The 19449-nt window shown below is 38.7% G+C and carries 21 protein-coding genes, 4 tRNA genes and 2 pseudogenes; 17 read left to right on the top strand and 10 right to left on the bottom strand.

All coding sequences use genetic code 11. From position 1 onward, the window contains the following. Positions 1 to 3: 3 nt before the first annotated feature. From infC to BZK16_RS02500, 6 genes are all read left to right on the top strand, one after another. Positions 4 to 522, top strand: a complete 519-nt coding sequence (infC, locus tag BZK16_RS02525) for a translation initiation factor IF-3 (RefSeq protein ID WP_077927309.1) — start codon at positions 4 to 6, stop codon at positions 520 to 522. Between the two features lie 59 nt (positions 523 to 581). Then, positions 582 to 779 carry a 50S ribosomal protein L35 gene (gene rpmI, locus BZK16_RS02520; RefSeq protein ID WP_077927308.1) on the top strand — a complete coding sequence of 66 codons (198 nt, stop codon included), beginning with the start codon at positions 582 to 584 and terminating at the stop codon, positions 777 to 779. Between the two features lie 16 nt (positions 780 to 795). After that, complete coding sequence (rplT, locus tag BZK16_RS02515; protein WP_077927307.1) at positions 796 to 1152, top strand: 50S ribosomal protein L20; 357 nt, start codon at positions 796 to 798, stop codon at positions 1150 to 1152. Positions 1153 to 1259: 107 nt separating this feature from the next. Then, positions 1260 to 2273 carry a phenylalanine--tRNA ligase subunit alpha gene (pheS, locus tag BZK16_RS02510; RefSeq protein ID WP_077927306.1) on the top strand — a complete coding sequence of 338 codons (1014 nt, stop codon included), beginning with the start codon at positions 1260 to 1262 and terminating at the stop codon, positions 2271 to 2273. Between the two features lie 35 nt (positions 2274 to 2308). Further along, positions 2309 to 4675: a phenylalanine--tRNA ligase subunit beta gene (pheT, locus tag BZK16_RS02505; RefSeq protein ID WP_077927305.1), complete on the top strand. Its 2367-nt coding sequence runs from the start codon at positions 2309 to 2311 to the stop codon at positions 4673 to 4675. 21 nt (positions 4676 to 4696) lie between these two features. Further along, positions 4697 to 4999, top strand: a complete 303-nt coding sequence (locus tag BZK16_RS02500; RefSeq protein WP_077927304.1) for an integration host factor subunit alpha — start codon at positions 4697 to 4699, stop codon at positions 4997 to 4999. Positions 5000 to 5073: 74 nt separating this feature from the next. On the opposite strand, the pseudogene BZK16_RS02495 reads toward BZK16_RS02500, so the two are convergent. The 3 genes and pseudogenes from BZK16_RS02495 to BZK16_RS02490 form a co-directional block, all read right to left on the bottom strand. Further along, positions 5074 to 6099 (bottom strand): annotated as a pseudogene (locus BZK16_RS02495) (amidase); the annotation flags it as partial. Beyond that, positions 6077 to 6241: a hypothetical protein gene (locus BZK16_RS14215; protein WP_158076791.1), complete on the bottom strand. Its 165-nt coding sequence runs from the start codon at positions 6239 to 6241 to the stop codon at positions 6077 to 6079. The pseudogene BZK16_RS02495 and the gene BZK16_RS14215, both read right to left, overlap by 23 nt. Positions 6242 to 6470: 229 nt before the next feature. Then, entirely contained in the window at positions 6471 to 7352 is an 882-nt protein-coding gene (locus tag BZK16_RS02490) for a LysR family transcriptional regulator (RefSeq protein WP_077927302.1), read from the bottom strand. A 118-nt stretch (positions 7353 to 7470) separates the two neighbouring features. Between BZK16_RS02490 and BZK16_RS02485 the strand changes: the two genes are divergently transcribed. From BZK16_RS02485 to BZK16_RS02465, 5 genes and pseudogenes are all read left to right on the top strand, one after another. Then, positions 7471 to 8358: an NAD(P)-dependent oxidoreductase gene (locus BZK16_RS02485; RefSeq protein WP_077927301.1), complete on the top strand. Its 888-nt coding sequence runs from the start codon at positions 7471 to 7473 to the stop codon at positions 8356 to 8358. Then, positions 8333 to 8812: an aldehyde dehydrogenase family protein gene (locus tag BZK16_RS14520; RefSeq protein WP_077927300.1), complete on the top strand. Its 480-nt coding sequence runs from the start codon at positions 8333 to 8335 to the stop codon at positions 8810 to 8812. Before BZK16_RS02485 ends, BZK16_RS14520 begins: the two co-directional genes overlap by 26 nt. Then, positions 8802 to 10118, top strand: a pseudogene (locus tag BZK16_RS02475) (aldehyde dehydrogenase family protein); the annotation flags it as partial. The gene BZK16_RS14520 and the pseudogene BZK16_RS02475, both read left to right, overlap by 11 nt. Positions 10119 to 10164: 46 nt before the next feature. After that, positions 10165 to 11484, top strand: a complete 1320-nt coding sequence (locus tag BZK16_RS02470) for a DUF3100 domain-containing protein (protein WP_077927298.1) — start codon at positions 10165 to 10167, stop codon at positions 11482 to 11484. A gap of 105 nt (positions 11485 to 11589) precedes the next feature. Next, positions 11590 to 12360: a CobD/CbiB family protein gene (locus tag BZK16_RS02465; RefSeq protein WP_143691123.1), complete on the top strand. Its 771-nt coding sequence runs from the start codon at positions 11590 to 11592 to the stop codon at positions 12358 to 12360. 2 nt (positions 12361 to 12362) lie between these two features. On the opposite strand, the gene BZK16_RS02460 is transcribed toward BZK16_RS02465, so the two are convergent. The 4 genes from BZK16_RS02460 to BZK16_RS02445 all read right to left on the bottom strand — a co-directional run bounded on the left by BZK16_RS02460 (position 12363) and on the right by BZK16_RS02445 (position 14285). Then, on the bottom strand, positions 12363 to 12728 hold the full coding sequence (locus BZK16_RS02460; protein WP_077927296.1) for a DsrE family protein: 366 nt from the start codon (positions 12726 to 12728) through the stop codon (positions 12363 to 12365). A 10-nt stretch (positions 12729 to 12738) separates the two neighbouring features. Then, positions 12739 to 13311: a TetR/AcrR family transcriptional regulator gene (locus tag BZK16_RS02455; RefSeq protein WP_077927295.1), complete on the bottom strand. Its 573-nt coding sequence runs from the start codon at positions 13309 to 13311 to the stop codon at positions 12739 to 12741. A gap of 12 nt (positions 13312 to 13323) precedes the next feature. After that, the gene (locus tag BZK16_RS02450) at positions 13324 to 13872 is read right to left on the bottom strand and encodes a carboxymuconolactone decarboxylase family protein (protein ID WP_158076789.1); all 549 of its coding nucleotides are present in this window, start codon (positions 13870 to 13872) and stop codon (positions 13324 to 13326) included. Between the two features lie 95 nt (positions 13873 to 13967). After that, complete coding sequence (locus BZK16_RS02445) at positions 13968 to 14285, bottom strand: carboxymuconolactone decarboxylase family protein (protein ID WP_456300677.1); 318 nt, start codon at positions 14283 to 14285, stop codon at positions 13968 to 13970. A 281-nt stretch (positions 14286 to 14566) separates the two neighbouring features. On the opposite strand from BZK16_RS02445, the gene smpB reads away from it, so the two are divergent. From smpB to BZK16_RS02415, 6 genes are all read left to right on the top strand, one after another. Next, positions 14567 to 15037: an SsrA-binding protein SmpB gene (gene smpB, locus BZK16_RS02440; RefSeq protein ID WP_077927292.1), complete on the top strand. Its 471-nt coding sequence runs from the start codon at positions 14567 to 14569 to the stop codon at positions 15035 to 15037. Beyond that, a complete protein-coding gene (locus BZK16_RS02435) occupies positions 15038 to 15400 on the top strand; it encodes a YajD family HNH nuclease (protein WP_077927291.1) in 363 nt (120 codons plus the stop codon). A 61-nt stretch (positions 15401 to 15461) separates the two neighbouring features. After that, positions 15462 to 15538: transfer RNA gene (locus BZK16_RS02430), tRNA-Arg, on the top strand. 182 nt (positions 15539 to 15720) lie between these two features. Next, positions 15721 to 15797, top strand: a tRNA-Arg gene (locus BZK16_RS02425). Between the two features lie 182 nt (positions 15798 to 15979). Beyond that, positions 15980 to 16056, top strand: a tRNA-Arg gene (locus BZK16_RS02420). 182 nt (positions 16057 to 16238) lie between these two features. Further along, positions 16239 to 16315 (top strand) — tRNA-Arg (locus tag BZK16_RS02415). 225 nt (positions 16316 to 16540) lie between these two features. Here BZK16_RS02415 and BZK16_RS02410 read toward each other — a convergent pair. Genes BZK16_RS02410 through BZK16_RS02400 form a run of 3 tightly spaced genes read right to left on the bottom strand, consistent with a single transcriptional unit; the run spans position 16541 to position 19377 of the window. Then, complete coding sequence (locus tag BZK16_RS02410; RefSeq protein ID WP_077927400.1) at positions 16541 to 17971, bottom strand: NAD(P)(+) transhydrogenase (Re/Si-specific) subunit beta; 1431 nt, start codon at positions 17969 to 17971, stop codon at positions 16541 to 16543. A gap of 6 nt (positions 17972 to 17977) precedes the next feature. Further along, positions 17978 to 18259: an NAD(P) transhydrogenase subunit alpha gene (locus tag BZK16_RS02405; protein ID WP_077927290.1), complete on the bottom strand. Its 282-nt coding sequence runs from the start codon at positions 18257 to 18259 to the stop codon at positions 17978 to 17980. Between the two features lie 2 nt (positions 18260 to 18261). After that, the gene (locus BZK16_RS02400) at positions 18262 to 19377 is read right to left on the bottom strand and encodes an NAD(P) transhydrogenase subunit alpha (RefSeq protein ID WP_077927289.1); all 1116 of its coding nucleotides are present in this window, start codon (positions 19375 to 19377) and stop codon (positions 18262 to 18264) included. Positions 19378 to 19449: the final 72 nt, after the last annotated feature.

The following is a 19449-nucleotide window of genomic DNA, read 5'->3' as shown; positions in this document are numbered from 1 at the left end:
GTTATTAGCACACAGAATGAACATAGATTAAATGGCGAAATCACGTCGCGTGAAGTACGTTTGATCGATGCAGAGGGTGAAGCAAGAGGTGTTGTTCCTCTTGCAGAAGCAATTCAATTAGCTTATGATAGCGACCTTGATTTGGTTGAAGTTTCGCCAACAGCTGTGCCACCTGTTTGTAAGATTATGAATTATGGTAAATTCAAATTCGAACAGCAGAAGAAGCAGCATGAAGCACGTAAGAAACAGAAACAAATTCAAGTGAAAGAAATCAAGTTCCGCCCAGGAACTGATGAAGGGGATTATCAGGTAAAACTACGCAACCTGATACGTTTCCTGAGTGATGGTGATAAAACCAAAATAACACTACGTTTCCGTGGTCGTGAAATGGCTCACCAAGAGTTGGGAATGAAGCTTCTGAACAGAGTTGAGGAAGATTTAAAAGAATATGGTGTGGTTGAACAGCGTCCTAAATTTGAAGGTCGCCAAATGGTTATGGTTTTAGCTCCTGCTAAGAAATAATCCGATCACTGTATACATTCCTATTATTTTTTTATTTTTAGAAATGCGAGTTAAATACTATGCCTAAAATGAAGTCAAACAGCGGCGCTAAAAAGCGTTTCCGCAAAACAGGTAGCGGTGGCTTTAAGCGTCACGCATCACACCGTAGCCATATCTTAACTAAAAAATCAACAAAACGTAAACGCCATTTACGTCACGCTACTTTAATCGCTAAAGTAGATACACAAATGGTTCGTCGTATGTTGCCTTACGCATAATTGAGGGAGTTAGATCATGGCAAGAGTTAAACGTGGTGTTACCGCTCACGCGCGTCACAAAAAAGTTTTAAAGAAAGCAAAAGGTTACTACGGTGCACGTTCGCGTGTTTATCGCGTTGCTAACCAAGCGGTTATCAAAGCTGGTCAATACGCATACCGCGATCGTCGTCAGAAAAAACGTGATTTCCGTTCTTTATGGATCGTTCGTATCAATGCTGCTGCACGTGAGTGTGGTTTGTCTTACAGCCGTTTCATCAATGGCTTGAAGAAAGCAAACATCGAAATTGATCGTAAAGTTTTAGCTGATATCGCTGTATTTGAAAAAGAGGCATTTGCAGCTTTAGCAGAACAAGCAAAAGCAGCTTTAGCTTAACTATCAGTAGATTAGTATTAAATACTAATTGACTGAACCTTCAAGATTGATATTATCAAAGGAAAAGTAAGCATAGGCCTACTTTTCCTTTTTTTATGGATATAACTATGTCACTAGAAAACATTCTTAAGACAGCATTAAGTTCAATTGCTGAAGCCAAAGATTTATCAGATATCGAAGCCGTTCGTGTGGGGCACTTTGGTAAGAAAGGTGTGATCACTGCGCTAATGCCTGAGCTTGGAAAATTAAGCCCAGAAGAGAAAAAAGTTAGAGGGGCTGAAATTAATGCCGTTCGTCAAGAGATTATTAGTGCGCTCGATAGTAAAAAAGCAGCTTTAGAAGATGCGCTTTTGTTAGAAAAATTAGAATCAGAACGAGTTGATGTAACTCAGCCTGGTCGTGGACAAGAGCAAGGTGCTGCACACCCAATTACAATTACTTTAAATAGAATTAAATCATTGTTTGGATCATTAGGATTCGAAGCTGTGGAAGGTCCTGAAATTGAATCAGCTTTCTATAACTTTGAAGCTTTGAATATCCCAGCGCACCATCCTGCGCGTGCAATGTTTGACACATTCTATTTTAATACAGATATGTTGTTAAGAACGCATACATCGAATACACAAATTCATGTAATGCAAGCACAGAAACCACCAATTCAGATGATTGGTTATGGTCGTGTTTATCGTTCTGACTCGGATCAAACACACAGCCCAATGTTCCATCAAGTGGAAGGTTTGGTTGTGAATAAAAATGCAAATTTCAGTGACCTTAAAGGTTTATTGACTGAGTTTATGCAAAAATTCTTTGAAGAGGATTTGAAATTACGTTTCCGTCCATCTTTCTTCCCATTTACAGAACCTTCAGCAGAAGTTGATATCGAATGTGTGATGTGCCACGGTGATGGTTGCCGCGTTTGTAAGCAAACTGGTTGGTTAGAAGTATTGGGCTGCGGTATGGTTCATCCTAATGTTTTACGTGCGGTGAATATCGATCCGAATGAATATCAAGGCTTTGCGTTTGGTATGGGCGTAGAGCGTTTAGCAATGTTACGTTATCGTGTGAATGACTTAAGATTATTCTATGAAAATGATTTAAGATTTTTGAATCAATTTAAATAATCTCCGAATCCTAATTTTAAGCAAAGAATTATTGTATGAAAATATCTATTTCATGGTTAAAAGAGTGGATTGATGAAATTCCACAAAATACATCCAATCATTTGACAATGCTTGGTTTAGAAGTTGACTCAGAAGAGTTGGCGGCACCAGAATTCACAAATATTGTTGTGGGTGAAGTGTTAACGGTTGAGCCACATCCAGATGCTGATAAGTTGCGTGTAACAACAGTCAATGTTGGCGAAGCAGAGCCATTACAGATCGTATGTGGTGCGCCTAACGTTGCAGTTGGCATTAAAATTCCAACAGCTGTTATCGGTGCTGTTTTGCCTGGTGATTTTAAAATTAAGAAATCTAAACTCCGTGGTGTTGAATCCATGGGTATGTTGTGTTCAGCACGCGAATTGGGCTTGAGTGATGATCATGCAGGCTTGATGATTTTGGCTGAAGATGCACCAATTGGTAAAGATTTCAGAGGGTATTACAATCTTAACGATACGATCTATGAAGTTGATTTAACACCAAATCGTGGTGATTGCTTGAGTGTTTATGGCGTCGCACGTGATGTTGCATTGAGCACAGGCACAGCAATCAAAGCATTGCCAGAGCACAAAATTGCAGCAACGATTGCTGATAAAATTGATGTTAAAGTTGTGGATACGCAAGCTTGTCCTCGCTATTTAGGCCGTATGATTACTGGCTTAAATATGAACTCTGAAACACCGTTATGGATGAAAGAGCGTTTAAGAAGAGCAGGCACTCGTCCTCATGGCATTTTAGTGGATATCACTAACTATGTAATGTTGGAATTGGGTCAGCCTTTGCATGCGTTTGATGCATCAAAAATCAAAGGTGCAATCAAAGTTCGCCAATCAGAAGCAGGCGAGCAAGTTGTATTGTTGAATGATGATACTTTGACGTTGAAAGCTAATACATTGTTGATCACTGATGAAGAAAAAACAGTTGCGTTGGCTGGTATCATGGGCGCTGCAAACAGCACATGTGATGATCAAACAACATCGGTATTTTTAGAATCAGCATGGTTTAATCCTTTGGCAATTGCAGGCCGTGCACGTGAATATGGCTTGCATACAGATGCATCTCACCGTTTTGAGCGTGGCGTTGATTTCAACTTGCCTATGACTGCTTTAGAATATGCAACGCATTTATTGGTGACGTTGGCAAATGGTCAAGCTGGTGAAATTACAGTAGCTGAAGATGTTGCTTTATTGCCAAATAAAGAAGCAATCAAAGTGCGTTTTGAACGCATTAACCAAATCGTTGGCCGTTCATATTCAGTAGAGCGTATCACTGAAATCTTGAGCCGTATTGGTCAAGTAACAGTTGCTGATGATCATGTTGTATTGGTTCCACCGTCACATCGCTTTGACATTGAAATCGAAGAAGATTTGATTGAAGAAATCGCGCGTATTGATGGTTATGATAACATTGGTGCTTTGTTCAACAATAGCATTTCAACAATGACGCCTTTCACAGAATTCAAAACACCTGTGAATAGCTTTAAGAATGTATTGGTAGATCGTGGCTACAATGAAGTGATCACAATGAGCTTCGTTGCACCAAAATGGTTATCAATCATTGATCAATCACAAACGCCAATTGCCTTGAAAAACCCGATCTCAGCAGATTTATCTGTAATGAGAACAACATTGGCTGCAGGCTTAATCTCAACAATTGATTACAACTTGAAGCGCCAACAAAAACGTGTGCGCGTATTTGAATCAGGTTTGACTTTCAAAGGTGACATCGATAATGTTGAGCAGAAAGCTTATTTAGGTGGTGCTGTGACTGGTGATTTATTGCCAGAACAATGGGGTGAAAAAGCACGTAAAGTTGATTTCTTCGATGTGAAGAATGATGTGGAAGCTATGCTTGCATTGTCAGCAGATGCTAAAGATATTAGCTTTGTTGCAAAAGCGTTTGATTTATTACATCCAGGCCAAAGTGCTGAAATCTTGATTAAAGGTGAATCAGCAGGTTACATGGGTAAAATTCACCCGAAAGTAGCAAAAGAGTTAGATGTATCGACTGAAATTTACTTATTTGAGTTAAATTTAGCAGCGATGCAAATGACTGTACCAACGGTATTTAAACCATTGTCTAAATTCCCATCTTCTCGTCGTGACTTAACGCTAGTTGTGCCACAAGATATGACGGTAGATTCGGTAATTAAAGCAATGGGGCAAACTCAATCATCTTTACTTCAGTCTGTTCAATTATTTGATATTTATAATTTTGCAAAAGAAGATAAAAATGAGAAGAGCTTCAGCTTTGGTCTTATTTTCCAAAATGATGAGGAAAATATCAAAGATGAAGAAATTGATACTATACTAAATGATATCCTAGAGAATCTTAAACAGGTTCAGGTATTTTTACGTCAATAGAAATGAATTGTAGGGGGTACAATGGCAACATTAACTAAAGCGGAAATCGTTGAGCATTTATATCATGACTTCAACCATATCCAACGTGAAGAAGCGAAACAATTCGTTGAAGATTTTTTTAATGAAATTCGTGAAGCTTTAACAAAAGGTGAGTCAGTTAAATTATCAGGTTTTGGTAGTTTTGAATTACGTGATAAGAGCGAAAGACCAGGTCGTAACCCTAAAACAGGTGAAGATATTCCAGTTTCAGCACGTCGTGTTGTAACATTCCGTATTGGTCAAAAGTTAAAAACTCGCTTGGCGGGTGTTGCAACTGAAGAGTAATCAGTTGTAATCGTATAAAACAAAAATCCCACAGTAGGGAGATGACTGTGGGATTTTTTTATGGATGAAATAAATTATTTGGCGATTGGTGCAATGAAGTCAAAGCCAACGGATTTTTCAACATGCTTCGCAATATTGAATACAGTTGCTTCATCGAATGTTTTGCCGATGATCTGCATACCAACAGGTAAGCCTTCCGCCATGCCAACGGGAATTGAAAGTGCAGGTAATCCCGTTAAGTTGCTTGGACCTGTAAAGCGAATCACATGGTTTAATAAATCTACTTCTTTACCATTGATCATCGCAATATCACTGCCAATATCATTAGGTAATACTGGTAATGTTGGTGCAATGATTACATCTACTTCATCCAATACAGCTTTGAATTGTGCTTTGAGTTCTCTACGCATTTGTTGTGCTTGGAGATATTCAACGGCAGATGGTAGTGCGCCTAATTCAAAGAGCATGCGAATGTCATCACCATAGTGGCTAGGATCTTTTTTGAGCTGCTCATAATGAATTGTGCCAGCTTCTGATAAACTTGTGATGAGCTCTGCATATTCAGAGTTTTGTAATGCAGGGATTTTCACTTTTTTAATGGTTGCACCTTGTGCTTCCAATTTTGCAATTTGTTCACGCACGAGTTTTTCAATCGGAGCATCAACATCTTTAAAGAAATATTCTTCTTCAATACCAATCACTTTGCCTTTCAATGAATCATTGATATTGGCTAAATAATCTGATTTTGGCGCTTGTTTAGATGTTGGATCGCATTGATCAAAGCCTGCAATTGCTTGTAATACAATGGCTGCATCATCAACTGTACGAGCCATTGGGCCTATGTGATCTAATGTCCAAGCCAATGGGAAGCAACCATATTTAGCAACTAAACCATGTGTTGGTTTTAAGCCCACTAATCCACAGGCAGAAGATGGAATGCGGATAGATCCCGCAGTATCTGTACCCAATGTTACTGGCGTCATACCCGCTGTTACCGCAGCACCTGAACCACCACTTGATCCACCTGGGATTTTCTCTAATTTCCAAGGATTTTTAACAGGGCCAAAATGTGGGCTGTTATTGGTAATGCCCCAAGCAAATATCAGCATCTGCTAGCTTTGTTGTTTGAATGTTTTTACGCATTTCAACAATGGCTTTCCAACGGGATTCAACTTCGTCAATTCTCTTTGGGTTAACTTTGATTTGGCGTTGTTCTAACAACTCTTTCGCTGAATAGGACATCTTTTCCTCCTTGAAATGTATAGACGTCGAACAAAATTTCCCAAAAATCTATGGAATGATTGGGATTTTAAGTACTGAGAGTGCAATAACTGACTAGGCGACGTAGCCAATGGAATATTTCATGAATGTTAAGCATCCTAATACAAGTTTGTTATATTAGGCAAACTTTGTTTAATATTTAATCCAAAAATCAACTTAACATGATGTAAAAAGATATGACTGAATGATTTTATGAAAACATCTTCGTCACTTCTTGGAGGAATTTATTAGCAGCAGGCGGTAATTGTCGACCTAATCTGCTCATAATTTTGGTTTGAGTTTGATTAAAATATTGATGTTCAAGGTTTTTAAGTACAATATTTTTATCATCTTCATATCGCATAAAGTTTGGTAATAATGCGATGCCGCCTTCACTTGCATAGCTTTTTAATAAATGAAGATAATTGCATACCAAACTTGGCTTTAAACGAATGCCATCATCATCTGCTGCTTTTTGGATGATCTGTTGTACGCCGTGAGAAATATGGCTTAAAGCTAAACGATATTCTTTTAATTCTGACAATTGAATTGGGTGATCTGCTTCGTTCAAAGGATGATTTGGGTTAATGAACATCATCATTGGATGATTGATTTCAAAATGTGTACGAATATTTGGATCTAATTCAGGATTAAAGGCAATGCCAATGTGAGCTTCATTTTCAATGATGCTTCTCACAACATTATTACTGCCCACAACATCTACGCTGATTTCGATGTTGGGATGCTTTGCAGAGAAATTAGCAATCACTTTGGATAATAGGCGTAAATAGCCTTCACCAGTCGTAATGATCAGTTTACCTTGATCCAATCCTTGTAGAGATGATAGGGATGCTACGAGATCTTCTTGTTGCTCTAATGTTTGTTGGAAATATTGTAAAACTAATTTGCCTGCTTCAGTTGGAATAGCACCACGTAAATTTTTTTCTAAAAGAGAAACCTTTAACTCATTCTCTAATAAGGTAATTTGTCGGCTCACAGCTGAAGGTGCAACATCCATCATATCTGCTGCATTGCGAATACCACCATATTTAACAGCTTGATGAAAGTAATAAACTCTATGATTTTTAACCATTGAATATCCATTTGTTGCCTAAAAAGCAACGAAATACAAAATATGCTCTATTGTTGTATAAACATACCATGCCTATACTGAATAAAACAAATAAACAATATATCTGTAGGAGGATTATATGAAAGATGGATTTGTATCAGTCATTGGCTTAGGCAATATGGGCAGAGGAATGGCAGAGACACTATTACGAAATGACTACAAAGTAATGGGTTATGATCTCTCAGAGGAAGCAAGATCACAAGCAGAAAAAATTGGTGTAATTGTGGCGCCATTGGCTCAATTATTGAAAGAAAGCAAAGTTGTTGTATTGTCATTGCCAAAAGCTGAACATGTGGAGGCTTTGGTGTTAGGTGCAAATGGTATCAGTGAATTAGGGCATGATGGCTTGATCATTGTGGACACCACGACTTCAACAGCCGAAACAAGTCGTAAAGTTTATGCTGAATTAAAAACTAAAGGTATGACATTCATTGATGCACCTGTTTCGGGCGGACCAAGTGGTGCTAAAAGTGGCACGATGACAATGGTTGTAGGAGCAACTGAAGAAGATTTTACTAAGATTCAACCATTTTTAGCGGATCTCAGCGCTGTGCAAGTCAATGTTGGTGAATGTGGTGCAGGTAATGTTGTCAAAATCTGTAATAACCTATTAGCAGCAGCACATTTGATCACAACAGCAGAAGCTGTTGCTTTAGCAAATAAAGCAGGTGTTTCTCCTGAAAAATTATTATCAGGTTTGAATAAAGGTTCTGGGCGAAGCGCTGTGAGTGAAGTGAATTTTCCTCGCTGGGTTTTAAATGGTGCATTTGATTCAGGTTTTACGATGGGATTAATGCGTAAAGATGTTGGTTTAGCCGATGCACTAGCAACTGCTGAAAACATGAGTTTACCATTGAGCAAAAAAGTGATGGAGCTATGGAAAAAGAGTGCGGAAACATTATTAGATCAAGATGATTTCAACGCAATTATCAAAATGACAGATGCAGATTTATTTGAAGGAAAATAGTATGAACCAAGAAATTTTAAGTTTGTTGAATCAATGGGTACCAGAAGCAAAAACTGTGGGTAGTTATGTGAATGGGCAGTGGCTTGAAGGACATGGTGAAGCAATCACTGTATTCAAGGCGCATGATAATACTGTTTTGTATCAATACAAAGATGCAGATGCTTCGATCATTCCAACATTGAATGAATGTACAGCAAAGGCACAAGCTGAATGGGTTGCATTAACAGGCGCACAGCGTGGCCGAATCATGTTTGAAATAGGGCGATTGATTCGTGCGAATGCGGAGCAATTAGCATTGTTGGAATCCAAATCATCCAATAAACCTATTCGTGATGCACGTGGTGAAGTTGCGAAAGTTTCTGAAATGTTTGAATACTATGCAGGTTGGGCAGATAAATTGCATGGTTCGGTCATTCCTGTGCCAACAACACATNACAGCAAAGGCACAAGCTGAATGGGTTGCATTAACAGGCGCACAGCGTGGCCGAATCATGTTTGAAATAGGGCGATTGATTCGTGCGAATGCGGAGCAATTAGCATTGTTGGAATCCAAATCATCCAATAAACCTATTCGTGATGCACGTGGTGAAGTTGCGAAAGTTTCTGAAATGTTTGAATACTATGCAGGTTGGGCAGATAAATTGCATGGTTCGGTCATTCCTGTGCCAACAACACATTTAAACTATGTCGTTTATGAGCCGTTAGGTACTGTATTACAAATTACTCCATGGAATGCCCCGATTTTTACTTGTGGTTGGCAGATTGCACCAGCAATTGCTGCAGGTAATGCTGTTATTTTGAAGCCTTCAGAATTAACGCCTTTAACCTCATTGATTGTGGGTGTTTTAGTTGAAAAAGCAGGTGCACCAAAAGGTTTAGTCAATATCATTGCAGGTTATGGCCATACTATTGGACAAGCATTGATTGCAGATACTGATATTAAGAAGGTTGTATTTGTAGGCTCTCCATTAACAGGTGAAAAGATTGCAGTGGCAGCAGCGAAGAAAGGTGTGCCATCTGTTTTAGAGCTCGGCGGAAAATCAGCCAATATTGTATTTGCTGATGCTGACTATGAAAAAGCATTGCGTGGCGCACAGAATGCAATTTTTGGTAGTGCAGGGCAGAGCTGTGTTTCAGGCTCACGTGTATTAATTGAGAAATCTATTTTTGATCAATTTGTGAAGGATTTAGCGCAAACGACTAATCGTTTTGTTGTGGGTAATCCAGATGATGAAACCACACAAATTGGTCCAATTCACAATCAAAAGCAATATGAACATGTTTGCAATATGATTAAAAAAGGTTTGGCAGAAGGTGCAGTGATTCCTAGTAATAATGCTGAATCTATACCGAATGTTGCTGGTTATTATGTGAACCCAACAGTTCTAGTGGGTAATAACAAAATGGCGTGCGCTCAAGAAGAGATCTTTGGGCCAGTTGTGATTGCGATTCCATTTGAAACAGAAGCGGAGGCTATTAGCATCGCGAACGATAGTCAATTTGGTTTAGCTGGCGCTGTATGGTGCAAAGATGTTTCAAAAGCACACCGTGTGGCTTCTAAAGTGAAAGCAGGCACATTCTGGATCAATGGTTACAAAACTATTCATGTGAGTTCACCTTTCGGTGGTTACGATGCAAGTGGTTATGGTCGCTCTTCTGGTATAGAAGCATTACATGCTTATAGCCAAGTGAAAAGTATTTGGGTTGAGCGCGCAGAGCAACCATTGGTCAATTTTGGTTACGGCGCACAAGAGGAATAATTGCGATGTAATCAAAAATAATAAAGCTTCAAATGGAGGATGGATTATGAACAGAACAACGGGTTATTCATTATTGTTGGATTGGCGATTACATTTAATTGTCATTGTTACATCAGTAATTGCTGAGTTTATTGGGATTTTGAAGTTTGATATTGGCATTGGTATCGTGATTTTATTGCCACTGTTATATGCTTTTGTATTCTCTGTATTTTTCAATGGGAATATCATTCCTAAAGCTGCAAAAATCATAGGGCCGGCATCTAATATTGCAACTTATTGGGTGTTGATTTGTGTGATGCCATTCATTGCGAAGTTTTCTGTGGGCATCGGCCCAAAGATTAATGACATTATTGCTGCGGGTCCTGCATTGATTTTGCAGGAGCTTGGTAATGTCGCGACTGTATTATTTGCTCTACCTGTGGCTGTACTGCTATTTGGTATGGGCAGAGAAGCAGTTGGTGCAACACATTCCATTGCTCGTGAACCTAATATTGCTTTGGTTGCAGATCGTTTTGGTATTAAAAGCCCTGAAGGCATTGGTGTGATGGGCGTTTATGTTATGGGAACGCTGTTTGGGGCGATTTATTTCTCCTTATTGGCAGGTTTCATGGCATCTTGGGATCTGTTTGATATCAGAGCGTTAGCAATGGCTTGTGGTGTTGGTAGCGGCAGTATGATGGGCGCTTGTTCTGCATCCTTGGCTGAAGTTGTACCGGATCGTGCAGATGATGTGATTGCATTTGCAGCAACATCTAACTTGTTAACTTATGGTACTGGTTTATTTATGAGCGTATTTGTAGCATTACCATTGGCGGAATTTTGTTACAAAATTTTAGTGAAAATTCGTAAGCCAGTGGCTGAAAATACCAAGGCAGAGCATGAGTTGGAAGATGAAGTAGCACAAATGGAAGTGAGTGATGATGAAGAAGTTCCATTAAATGTTACGCAAACTTTAGTGGCTTTAGCTGTGATGTCAGCAATATTGTTAATCACAAACTGGGCAGGTACAGGCGTTAGTCCATTGGAAGCATTGCCTGGTATGTTAATCATCTTTGGTTTCTGCGCTGTGGGTGTTTTGATTGGTAAAGTGATTCCCTTTAAGATTCCTGCCATTGCATGGATCTCTTTAGTTGCGATTTTCTTTGCATTGCCATTCATGCCAACGGATAGTTACGTGATGGAAGCAACGAATAAACTAGGTTTATTGCCATTAATTACACCAGCATTGGCTTATGCAGGTATTGCAATCTCTCAAAGGGAAGTTGCTCTATTTAAAAAGTCAGGTGTGAAGATTGCGATTGTTGCATTGTTAACATTTACAGGGACATTCGTTGGTTCAGCAGTGATTGCCAATATTTTGTTGTAATGCAATAATCCTTTTAGATTGGTTTATTAAGGCTAAATTCGATATGATCGGGTTTAGCCCTTTTCATTGGATGAATTTATTATGTATGGCATTACATTTTCATTGATGATTATATTTTTATTGAATATTTATATATTTGTTAATCCTATAAAGATTAATCGATCATTGATGGTTCATTACAAAAAATATAGACGAGCTTTTGTGATGTTTGGGCAGGCTTTATTGTTAGTTTCAACAGAAAAGAGATATGCATTTTTTACACTGTTTACAATTGCTTATTATGCATTTGTTTATGTGGGTACAAATATATTGTTTGTCATTAATGTTATCGGTTTGTGCTTAATGATTAATTTTCGATGGATATTAGTTCATTATAAAAAATTCAAAAGAGATGTTTCAAAAAGAGACAAGCAGCCATTAAGTAATGAGAAACAGAGTCAAAAAATTCAATGCCTGATTCGATATTTTCTACCGCAATATTTTGCTTTTCTTTTTTATTTTGCCATTGGCGGATTACCCATCGCATCTTTTTATGCTTATTGTTTATTTGCCTGTAAAGATGAGAGGCATATAGATTATTGGTTGTATTTGCCAACAAGAATATATTGGCTATTACTGATTTTGGCATTGTGGGTGTTTTCTCAAGGTGTCGCTGAATATCATTTGAATTTTAAGCAAAGAAATTTAATAAACACGCTCAATGGTACATGGTTGGAATCCTTGATTGCAGGAATGCTGAATACCAAATTTATAGTTGAACGTGATGATCAAAAAATTGTGATTGGAGATGGTGAGCAACCAATCACAATTGATCAATGCCTTTTAGTCTTTTATGCACTTAACTTATCGCCATTTCTTTTGATTTTTGCATGGTGATATTAATTCAACTGCAATGATTTCTTAGATTCCATCAATAAATCAATCACATCAGGTGCTGTGATAATAATGGATTCAGCGATTAAATCTTCTTCTTTAACGCCATTATGAATCATACAGGCTTTGCAAACTTTGAGTTTACCGCCAGCTTTGATGAAAGCAGGCAGTAATTCATTCAAAGGTTTGAATGGCGCGCCAATATCAATTTTATCATCGTAGTTCTTTTGCGCGAGCGCAACAGCATTGGATAATAAAACGATTTCTACGCTGTGACCTTTCTCTAATGCTGTGTTACCCATTGTGAATGCTATCGTAACATTATTAGAATCAGCTTCGTGTTGTGTTAATGTAATGAGTAGATCAACCATATTAAGCTCCTTAAGGTTCGATTAATTTCCAAATTAAACGTGAAATATTTTCAACGACTTCATCTTTTGTGATGAGTTGATTTAAAAACATACCGCCCACAGTGCAAGTTGCGCCAAAGATCATCATTAATATCACAGTTGGAATTTTGCTATTTTCGGGGAGAAAAGGGGAAAGCGAAGCTTCCAATGTTTGACAGAAAAATGTTTGAAGTTCTGAGTCGATCATCTCATATTCAGGATAAGCTTTGAGTGCAGCGATCATCGCAAAGCAGGATTTGCCATGTTCTGCAAAGCACTTCATATAAGTTTTGGCGAAAACTTGAATGGCATCATCCAATGAATTAGCTTCTTGATCGATGCCTGTTTCCATATTGTGGGCAAGTTTGGTTAAGGTATCTTGAAAAAGCGTGTACAACAAAGCTTTACGATTCCCAAAGTGACGATAAGGAATCGGTTTAGTGACGCCAGCTTTATCAGCAAGAGAAATCAGGGTTAAAGCATCTGTGCCTTCTTCATCAATGATCTGATGAGCAAGTTCTAACAGTTGTTCATAACGTTCATCTTTGTGTAATCGGCTTTTCAAGGGAAGCATCCTTTAAGGGTTGGAAATCAAATCAACCTTTGGAAAATCAATGGTTGGATCGACAATATTATTAACCCAATTACTTAAAGTATTCAATGCTGTGAGTGCAGTAATTTGAATAATTTCTTGATCTGTGACGCCATTGTTTTTTGCATTTGTGAGCATTTCATCTGTTAAATGCGCGTTAGTTTTTAGGATATTTAGGGCTAAATCAATGATGGCTTGATCTTTCGCATCCGCATTTTTACCTTTCTGCGCATCCATACATTCTTCTGCTGTTAAGCCAATACGTTTGGCTGAAAATGTATGTCCACTTACGCAGTAATGGCAACCGTTATAATTCGCCACAGCAAGGGCGATTAATTCACGTTGTTTAGCAGTCAATTGCGCATTGTTATTCAATGTTTCTTGAAATGCTAAGAAGCCACTTAATGATGCGCCATCAATGCCAATTGCAGCAAAGAAGTTGGGAATCATGCCGAAATTTGTTTTTGCATGATTTAAAATTGGCTTGGCTAAATCATCTGCTGTTTCTAATGTTGTTAAAGGTAATTTTGACATTCTATGATCTCCATTGTGAATAAAGTTACTATTGGTTACTTTTATTGTTACTAATAGTAACTTTAAGGTTAAATAAAAGCAATGGGATTGTTCAATCATCTGTTTTGATAAGTTTTTATGAATTGTAAAATTCTCAAATAATCAGGATTGTGGTAGATTATGAACACGTTGTAATCACAAGTTTTAGAGAAANCATCCATACATTCTTCTGCTGTTAAGCCAATACGTTTGGCTGAAAATGTATGTCCACTTACGCAGTAATGGCAACCGTTATAATTCGCCACAGCAAGGGCGATTAATTCACGTTGTTTAGCAGTCAATTGCGCATTGTTATTCAATGTTTCTTGAAATGCTAAGAAGCCACTTAATGATGCGCCATCAATGCCAATTGCAGCAAAGAAGTTGGGAATCATGCCGAAATTTGTTTTTGCATGATTTAAAATTGGCTTGGCTAAATCATCTGCTGTTTCTAATGTTGTTAAAGGTAATTTTGACATTCTATGATCTCCATTGTGAATAAAGTTACTATTGGTTACTTTTATTGTTACTAATAGTAACTTTAAGGTTAAATAAAAGCAATGGGATTGTTCAATCATCTGTTTTGATAAGTTTTTATGAATTGTAAAATTCTCAAATAATCAGGATTGTGGTAGATTATGAACACGTTGTAATCACAAGTTTTAGAGAAAATTGAATGAGTAAGAAAAAACCTGCGTTTAATCCGCAAATCGCAGCCAATAAGAAAGCGTTTCACGATTACTTCATTGAAGAGAAGATCGAAGCGGGCATTAGCTTAGAAGGTTGGGAAGTTAAAAGTATCCGTGCTGGTAAAGCGCAGATTAAAGAAGCGTATGTGACATTTAAAGATGGCGAAGCATTTTTATTTGGCGCACATATGTCACCCTTAACATCAGCATCCACACATGTTAAAGCTGATCCTATTCGTACGCGTAAATTATTGTTGCATAAGCATGAGATTGATCGTTTGTTGGGTAGCATTGATCGCAAAGGCTATACGATTGTGCCTTTAAGCTTGTACTGGAAGCAGGGCATGGTTAAAGCTGAAATTGGCTTGGCGAAAGGTAAAAAAGATCACGATAAGCGTGCATCAATCAAAGAGCGTGAATGGAATATTGAGAAACATCGCGTATTGAAGGGAAGCTAAATGAAATCTGTTTCTAAAAGTCGTTTGGATGAAATTGTCGCCAATGCGCGTAAGGAAGCTGATAAACGTGCTTCAGGTTATCGTGAGCGTGCATTAGGCATGTATCCTTGGATTTGTGGTCGTTGTACACGTGAATTTACGCGTGCAAACTTATTTGAATTAACAGTTCATCATAAAGATCACGATCATGATAACAATCCTGCTGATGGTAGTAACTGGGAATTGTTGTGTTTGTATTGTCATGACAACGAGCATCAACGTCAAGAAGAGGCTTTGCGTGCGCAATATGTCATCACTGAAGATCAAAAAGTTGATGTAAAACATAATCCTTTTGCGGGATTAGCAGATATGCTTAAAAAATAGACGCAAATAGAGTTTGACAGCTTCAGAAATAACGATATAATGAGCGCCTCTTTTGAGATATGCGCCCATAGCTCAGCTGGATAGAGTACCTGGCTACGAACCAGGCGGTCGGAGGTTCGACTCCTTCTGGGCGCGCCAATTGATAGAAACCCTGAAATTTATTTCAGGGTTTTTTGGTATTTGCCTTCTGAAAATAATCTCACAATCATTGAGCATGTTTTTCTATTTGATAGATTAATATGATTTGGTTGTTTATTGATCACATCAGCCTGTTGACAGATTTGAAATACACGATATAATGTTCACCTCTTTTGAGATATGCGCCCATAGCTCAGCTGGATAGAGTACCTGGCTACGAACCAGGCGGTCGGAGGTTCGACTCCTTCTGGGCGCGCCAATTGATAGAAACCCTGAAATTTATTTCAGGGTTTTTTGGTATTTGCCTTCTGAAAATAATCTCACAATCATTGAGCATGTTTTTCTATTTGATAGATTAATATGATTTGGTTGTTTATTGATCACATCAGCCTGTTGACAGATTTGAAATACACGATATAATGTTCACCTCTTTTGAGATATGCGCCCATAGCTCAGCTGGATAGAGTACCTGGCTACGAACCAGGCGGTCGGAGGTTCGACTCCTTCTGGGCGCGCCAATTGATAGAAACCCTGAAATTTATTTCAGGGTTTTTTGGTATTTGCCTTCTGAAAATAATCTCACAATCATTGAGCATGTTTTTCTATTTGATAGATTAATATGATTTGGTTGTTTATTGATCACATCAGCCTGTTGACAGATTTGAAATACACGATATAATGTTCACCTCTTTTGAGATATGCGCCCATAGCTCAGCTGGATAGAGTACCTGGCTACGAACCAGGCGGTCGGAGGTTCGACTCCTTCTGGGCGCGCCAATTGATAGAAACCCTGAAATTTATTTCAGGGTTTTTTTGGTATTTGTCTTTTATAAAATTCTATCGAGTGAGTTTGATATATTCTGATTTTCTCGCCTACGGCAGGAAGATCAATCCGCCTATAAGATAAATAGGGCTGTTGAACTAATTGTTATTTGTCTATCCTTTTAGCTCAGATAATAAAAAAGCGCTCACATGGAGCGCTTTTCTTTGGCTTAAATTTTATTAAAGCGTTTTGATGGATGCGATCATATCGTTAACCATCTTCTGAGCATCACCGTAAACCATGTTAGTGTTATCTAAATAGAATAGGTGGTTTTCAATGCCAGAGAAGCCAGCGCCTTGTCCACGTTTCACAACAAACACTTGTTTTGCCATGTCAGCATTTAAGATAGGCATGCCGTAGATTGGGCTTGATTTATCTGTTCTAGCAACTGGGTTAACAACGTCGTTAGCACCGATTACTAATACTGCATCAGTATCTTTAAACTCTTCATTGATTTCATCTAAGTCAAAAATCAAGTCATAGGGAATACCCGCTTCAGCTAATAATACGTTCATGTGGCCAGGCATACGACCTGCAACAGGGTGAATTGCGAATTTAACATCAACATCTTTATCTTGTAGAAGTTTTGTTAACTCAGCAACTTTATGCTGTGCTTGTGCAACTGCTAAGCCGTAACCAGGAATGATGATAACTTTTTGCGCATAAGCCATTGTCATTGCAGCATCGACTGCAGGAACAGGTTTTAAGCTACCAGTGATCTCTTCTGTACTTGCTTGTGCTTCACCAAAGTTAGAGAACAATACATTAGACAATGAACGGTTCATCGCTTTCGCCATCAAGATTGTCAATAGTGAACCTGCTGCACCTACAACCATACCTGATACAACTAAGCCATAGTTGTTAGTTGCGATACCTTCAAATGCAACTGCTAAACCTGTCAAAGCGTTGAATAATGAGATCACAACTGGCATATCCGCACCACCAATTGGAATCGCAATTAAGATACCCAAAGCAGCAGCTACGATGAATAATAAAATGATCAATGTGTAGCTTGGTGCTGTATCTTGTGCACCAACGTTCGCTAGCATGATTACAAATAAGATTGCTGACATGAGTAATGCGCCATTGATCGCATTTCTGCCTTTGATGCGCACAACTTTGTTCATACGACCATCAAGTTTCATCCATGCAATGATAGAGCCTGTGAATGATACTAAGCCGATCAAGCCACCAACACCCGCCAATAACAACATTGGAGGTAAATCGCGGAAAGTGCCTGCAACATTGTGTGATTCTACTAATGTGCCTGTGCGTAGCAATGTGATTGCAGCGATACATGCTGCTGAAGCTGAGCCTACGCCGTTATAGATCGCGATCATTTGTGGCATATCTGTCATTGCTACGTTTTTAGCTGTAACGTTTGCGATGATTCCACCAATTAAGATTGCGAAAATCATTAAGAAGTAGTTGCCATGAATTGCAGGGTGAACGAATGTTAAAACAGTGGCAAATGCCATTGCATAACCGGCCCAAACGATTCCTGAGCGCGCTGTAGATGGATGGCTCATGCGCTTTAATGCAAAAATGAATGTAATTGCAGTTGCGAAGTAGCCTAAATTAACAATGAATTGTAAAAGACCTGTTAACATCATGATTTATTTCCCCTTTTTATCGCTAGGTTTGAACATTTCTAGCATGCGTTCAGTTACAACGTAACCGCCCACAGCGTTTGCTGCACCAAATACAACAGCGATAAAGCCTAATGTTGTCTGCCAGAAGCCTTCTGCTTCACCTAGTGCAATCATTGCACCGATTAATACAACACCATGAATAAAGTTAGAGCCTGACATCAATGGTGTATGTAAGATTGCAGGTACACGAGAGATGATCTCAAAGCCCACAATCGCAGCCAAAGCTATTACGAAAAGTGTAATCATAATTATTTCTCCAATGCTTGACTAACGCGCTCATGCACAATCTCGCCATCTTTTGTTAAAAGGCATTGCGCGATGACTTCATCGTCATAGTCTAAAGTTAATTGTCCTTCAGCCATGAATGGTGAAAGTAAATTCAATAGGTTTTTAGCATACATTTCTGAAGCATGTAATGGTGCATGGGATGCAACATTCACTGGGCCAGAAATTGTGACATGATTGTGATGAACAATGCTGTCAACTTTTGTTAACTCACAGTTACCACCAGTTTCAGCAGCAAGATCGATGATCACAGAGCCTTCTAGCATGCCTTCAACCATATCTTTAGTAATGATTGTTGGTGCTTTACGACCAGGAATTGCAGCAGTACTGATTACAGCATGTGCTTTGCTTAAATGCTTTTTCAAAGCTTCAGCTTGCATTGCAACTTCTTCAGCTGTTAATTCGCGAGCATAACCACCTTCACCAGCTGCGTTAACGCCTGTATCAATGAGTTTTGCACCCAATGATTCAACTTGTTCTTTAGCATCAGGACGAATGTCATAAGCTTCAACTTGTGCACCTAAACGACGTGCTGTGCCGATTGCTTGTAAGCCTGCAACACCAGCGCCAATGACTACAACTTTAGCTGGGCGAATTGTACCTGCTGCTGTTGTTAGCATTGGGAATAAGCGTGGCGACAATGATGCTGCCATCAATACGCCTTCATAGCCAACGATAGTTGCTTGAGATGACAAGGCATCCATGCTTTGTGCACGAGTGATTCGAGGAATCAATTCCATCGCTAAAGATGTAATTTTCTGCTCTTTCAAAGCTTTTACAACTTCAGGGCTTTGATATGGATTCAATAAACCCACTAAAACTGTGCCTGGTTTGAGAGATTTGATAGTTTCGATGCTAGGCGATTGAACGCAAAGCACGATATCATTTTCACTAAATTTAGGCGCTTCTACAGTGATATCTTGATAGCTAGAATCAGGGAAGTAAGCGTCTTTACCTGCATTTGGTGTCAAAGTAACTGTGAATCCAAGATCTTTAAATCTTTTTGCTACTACGGGATCAAGCGCAACACGCTTTTCTTTCGCAGCTCCTTCTTTAAGGACAATAATGTTTTGTGTCATGTCTACACCTTAAAATTGCGGTTAATCATAGGTTCGATAATCCTACCATATTTTTAAATTATCCGTATTTAC

The sequence above is a fragment of the Wohlfahrtiimonas populi genome, from assembly GCF_002006795.1.
Classification (GTDB): Bacteria; Pseudomonadota; Gammaproteobacteria; order Cardiobacteriales; family Wohlfahrtiimonadaceae; genus Wohlfahrtiimonas; species Wohlfahrtiimonas populi.
Note: the sequence above shows the minus strand (reverse complement) of the source record. Positions and strands in the feature narration are given on the sequence as shown.

Coding starts and splice junctions, on each gene's coding strand:
- rplT (WP_077927307.1), top strand. CDS start 796: ATGGCAAGAGTTAAACGTGGTGTTACCGCTCACGCGCGTCACAAAAAA.
- BZK16_RS02435 (WP_077927291.1), top strand. CDS start 15,038: ATGAAATCTGTTTCTAAAAGTCGTTTGGATGAAATTGTCGCCAATGCG.
- BZK16_RS02470 (WP_077927298.1), top strand. CDS start 10,165: ATGAACAGAACAACGGGTTATTCATTATTGTTGGATTGGCGATTACAT.
- BZK16_RS02500 (WP_077927304.1), top strand. CDS start 4,697: ATGGCAACATTAACTAAAGCGGAAATCGTTGAGCATTTATATCATGAC.
- BZK16_RS02400 (WP_077927289.1), bottom strand. CDS start 19,377: ATGACACAAAACATTATTGTCCTTAAAGAAGGAGCTGCGAAAGAAAAG.
- BZK16_RS14215 (WP_158076791.1), bottom strand. CDS start 6,241: ATGTCCTATTCAGCGAAAGAGTTGTTAGAACAACGCCAAATCAAAGTT.
- BZK16_RS02460 (WP_077927296.1), bottom strand. CDS start 12,728: ATGGTTGATCTACTCATTACATTAACACAACACGAAGCTGATTCTAAT.
- BZK16_RS02410 (WP_077927400.1), bottom strand. CDS start 17,971: ATGTTAACAGGTCTTTTACAATTCATTGTTAATTTAGGCTACTTCGCA.
- smpB (WP_077927292.1), top strand. CDS start 14,567: ATGAGTAAGAAAAAACCTGCGTTTAATCCGCAAATCGCAGCCAATAAG.
- BZK16_RS02465 (WP_143691123.1), top strand. CDS start 11,590: ATGATTATATTTTTATTGAATATTTATATATTTGTTAATCCTATAAAG.
- pheT (WP_077927305.1), top strand. CDS start 2,309: ATGAAAATATCTATTTCATGGTTAAAAGAGTGGATTGATGAAATTCCA.
- BZK16_RS02490 (WP_077927302.1), bottom strand. CDS start 7,352: ATGGTTAAAAATCATAGAGTTTATTACTTTCATCAAGCTGTTAAATAT.
- BZK16_RS02450 (WP_158076789.1), bottom strand. CDS start 13,872: ATGTCAAAATTACCTTTAACAACATTAGAAACAGCAGATGATTTAGCC.
- BZK16_RS02485 (WP_077927301.1), top strand. CDS start 7,471: ATGAAAGATGGATTTGTATCAGTCATTGGCTTAGGCAATATGGGCAGA.
- rpmI (WP_077927308.1), top strand. CDS start 582: ATGCCTAAAATGAAGTCAAACAGCGGCGCTAAAAAGCGTTTCCGCAAA.
- BZK16_RS02405 (WP_077927290.1), bottom strand. CDS start 18,259: ATGATTACACTTTTCGTAATAGCTTTGGCTGCGATTGTGGGCTTTGAG.
- pheS (WP_077927306.1), top strand. CDS start 1,260: ATGTCACTAGAAAACATTCTTAAGACAGCATTAAGTTCAATTGCTGAA.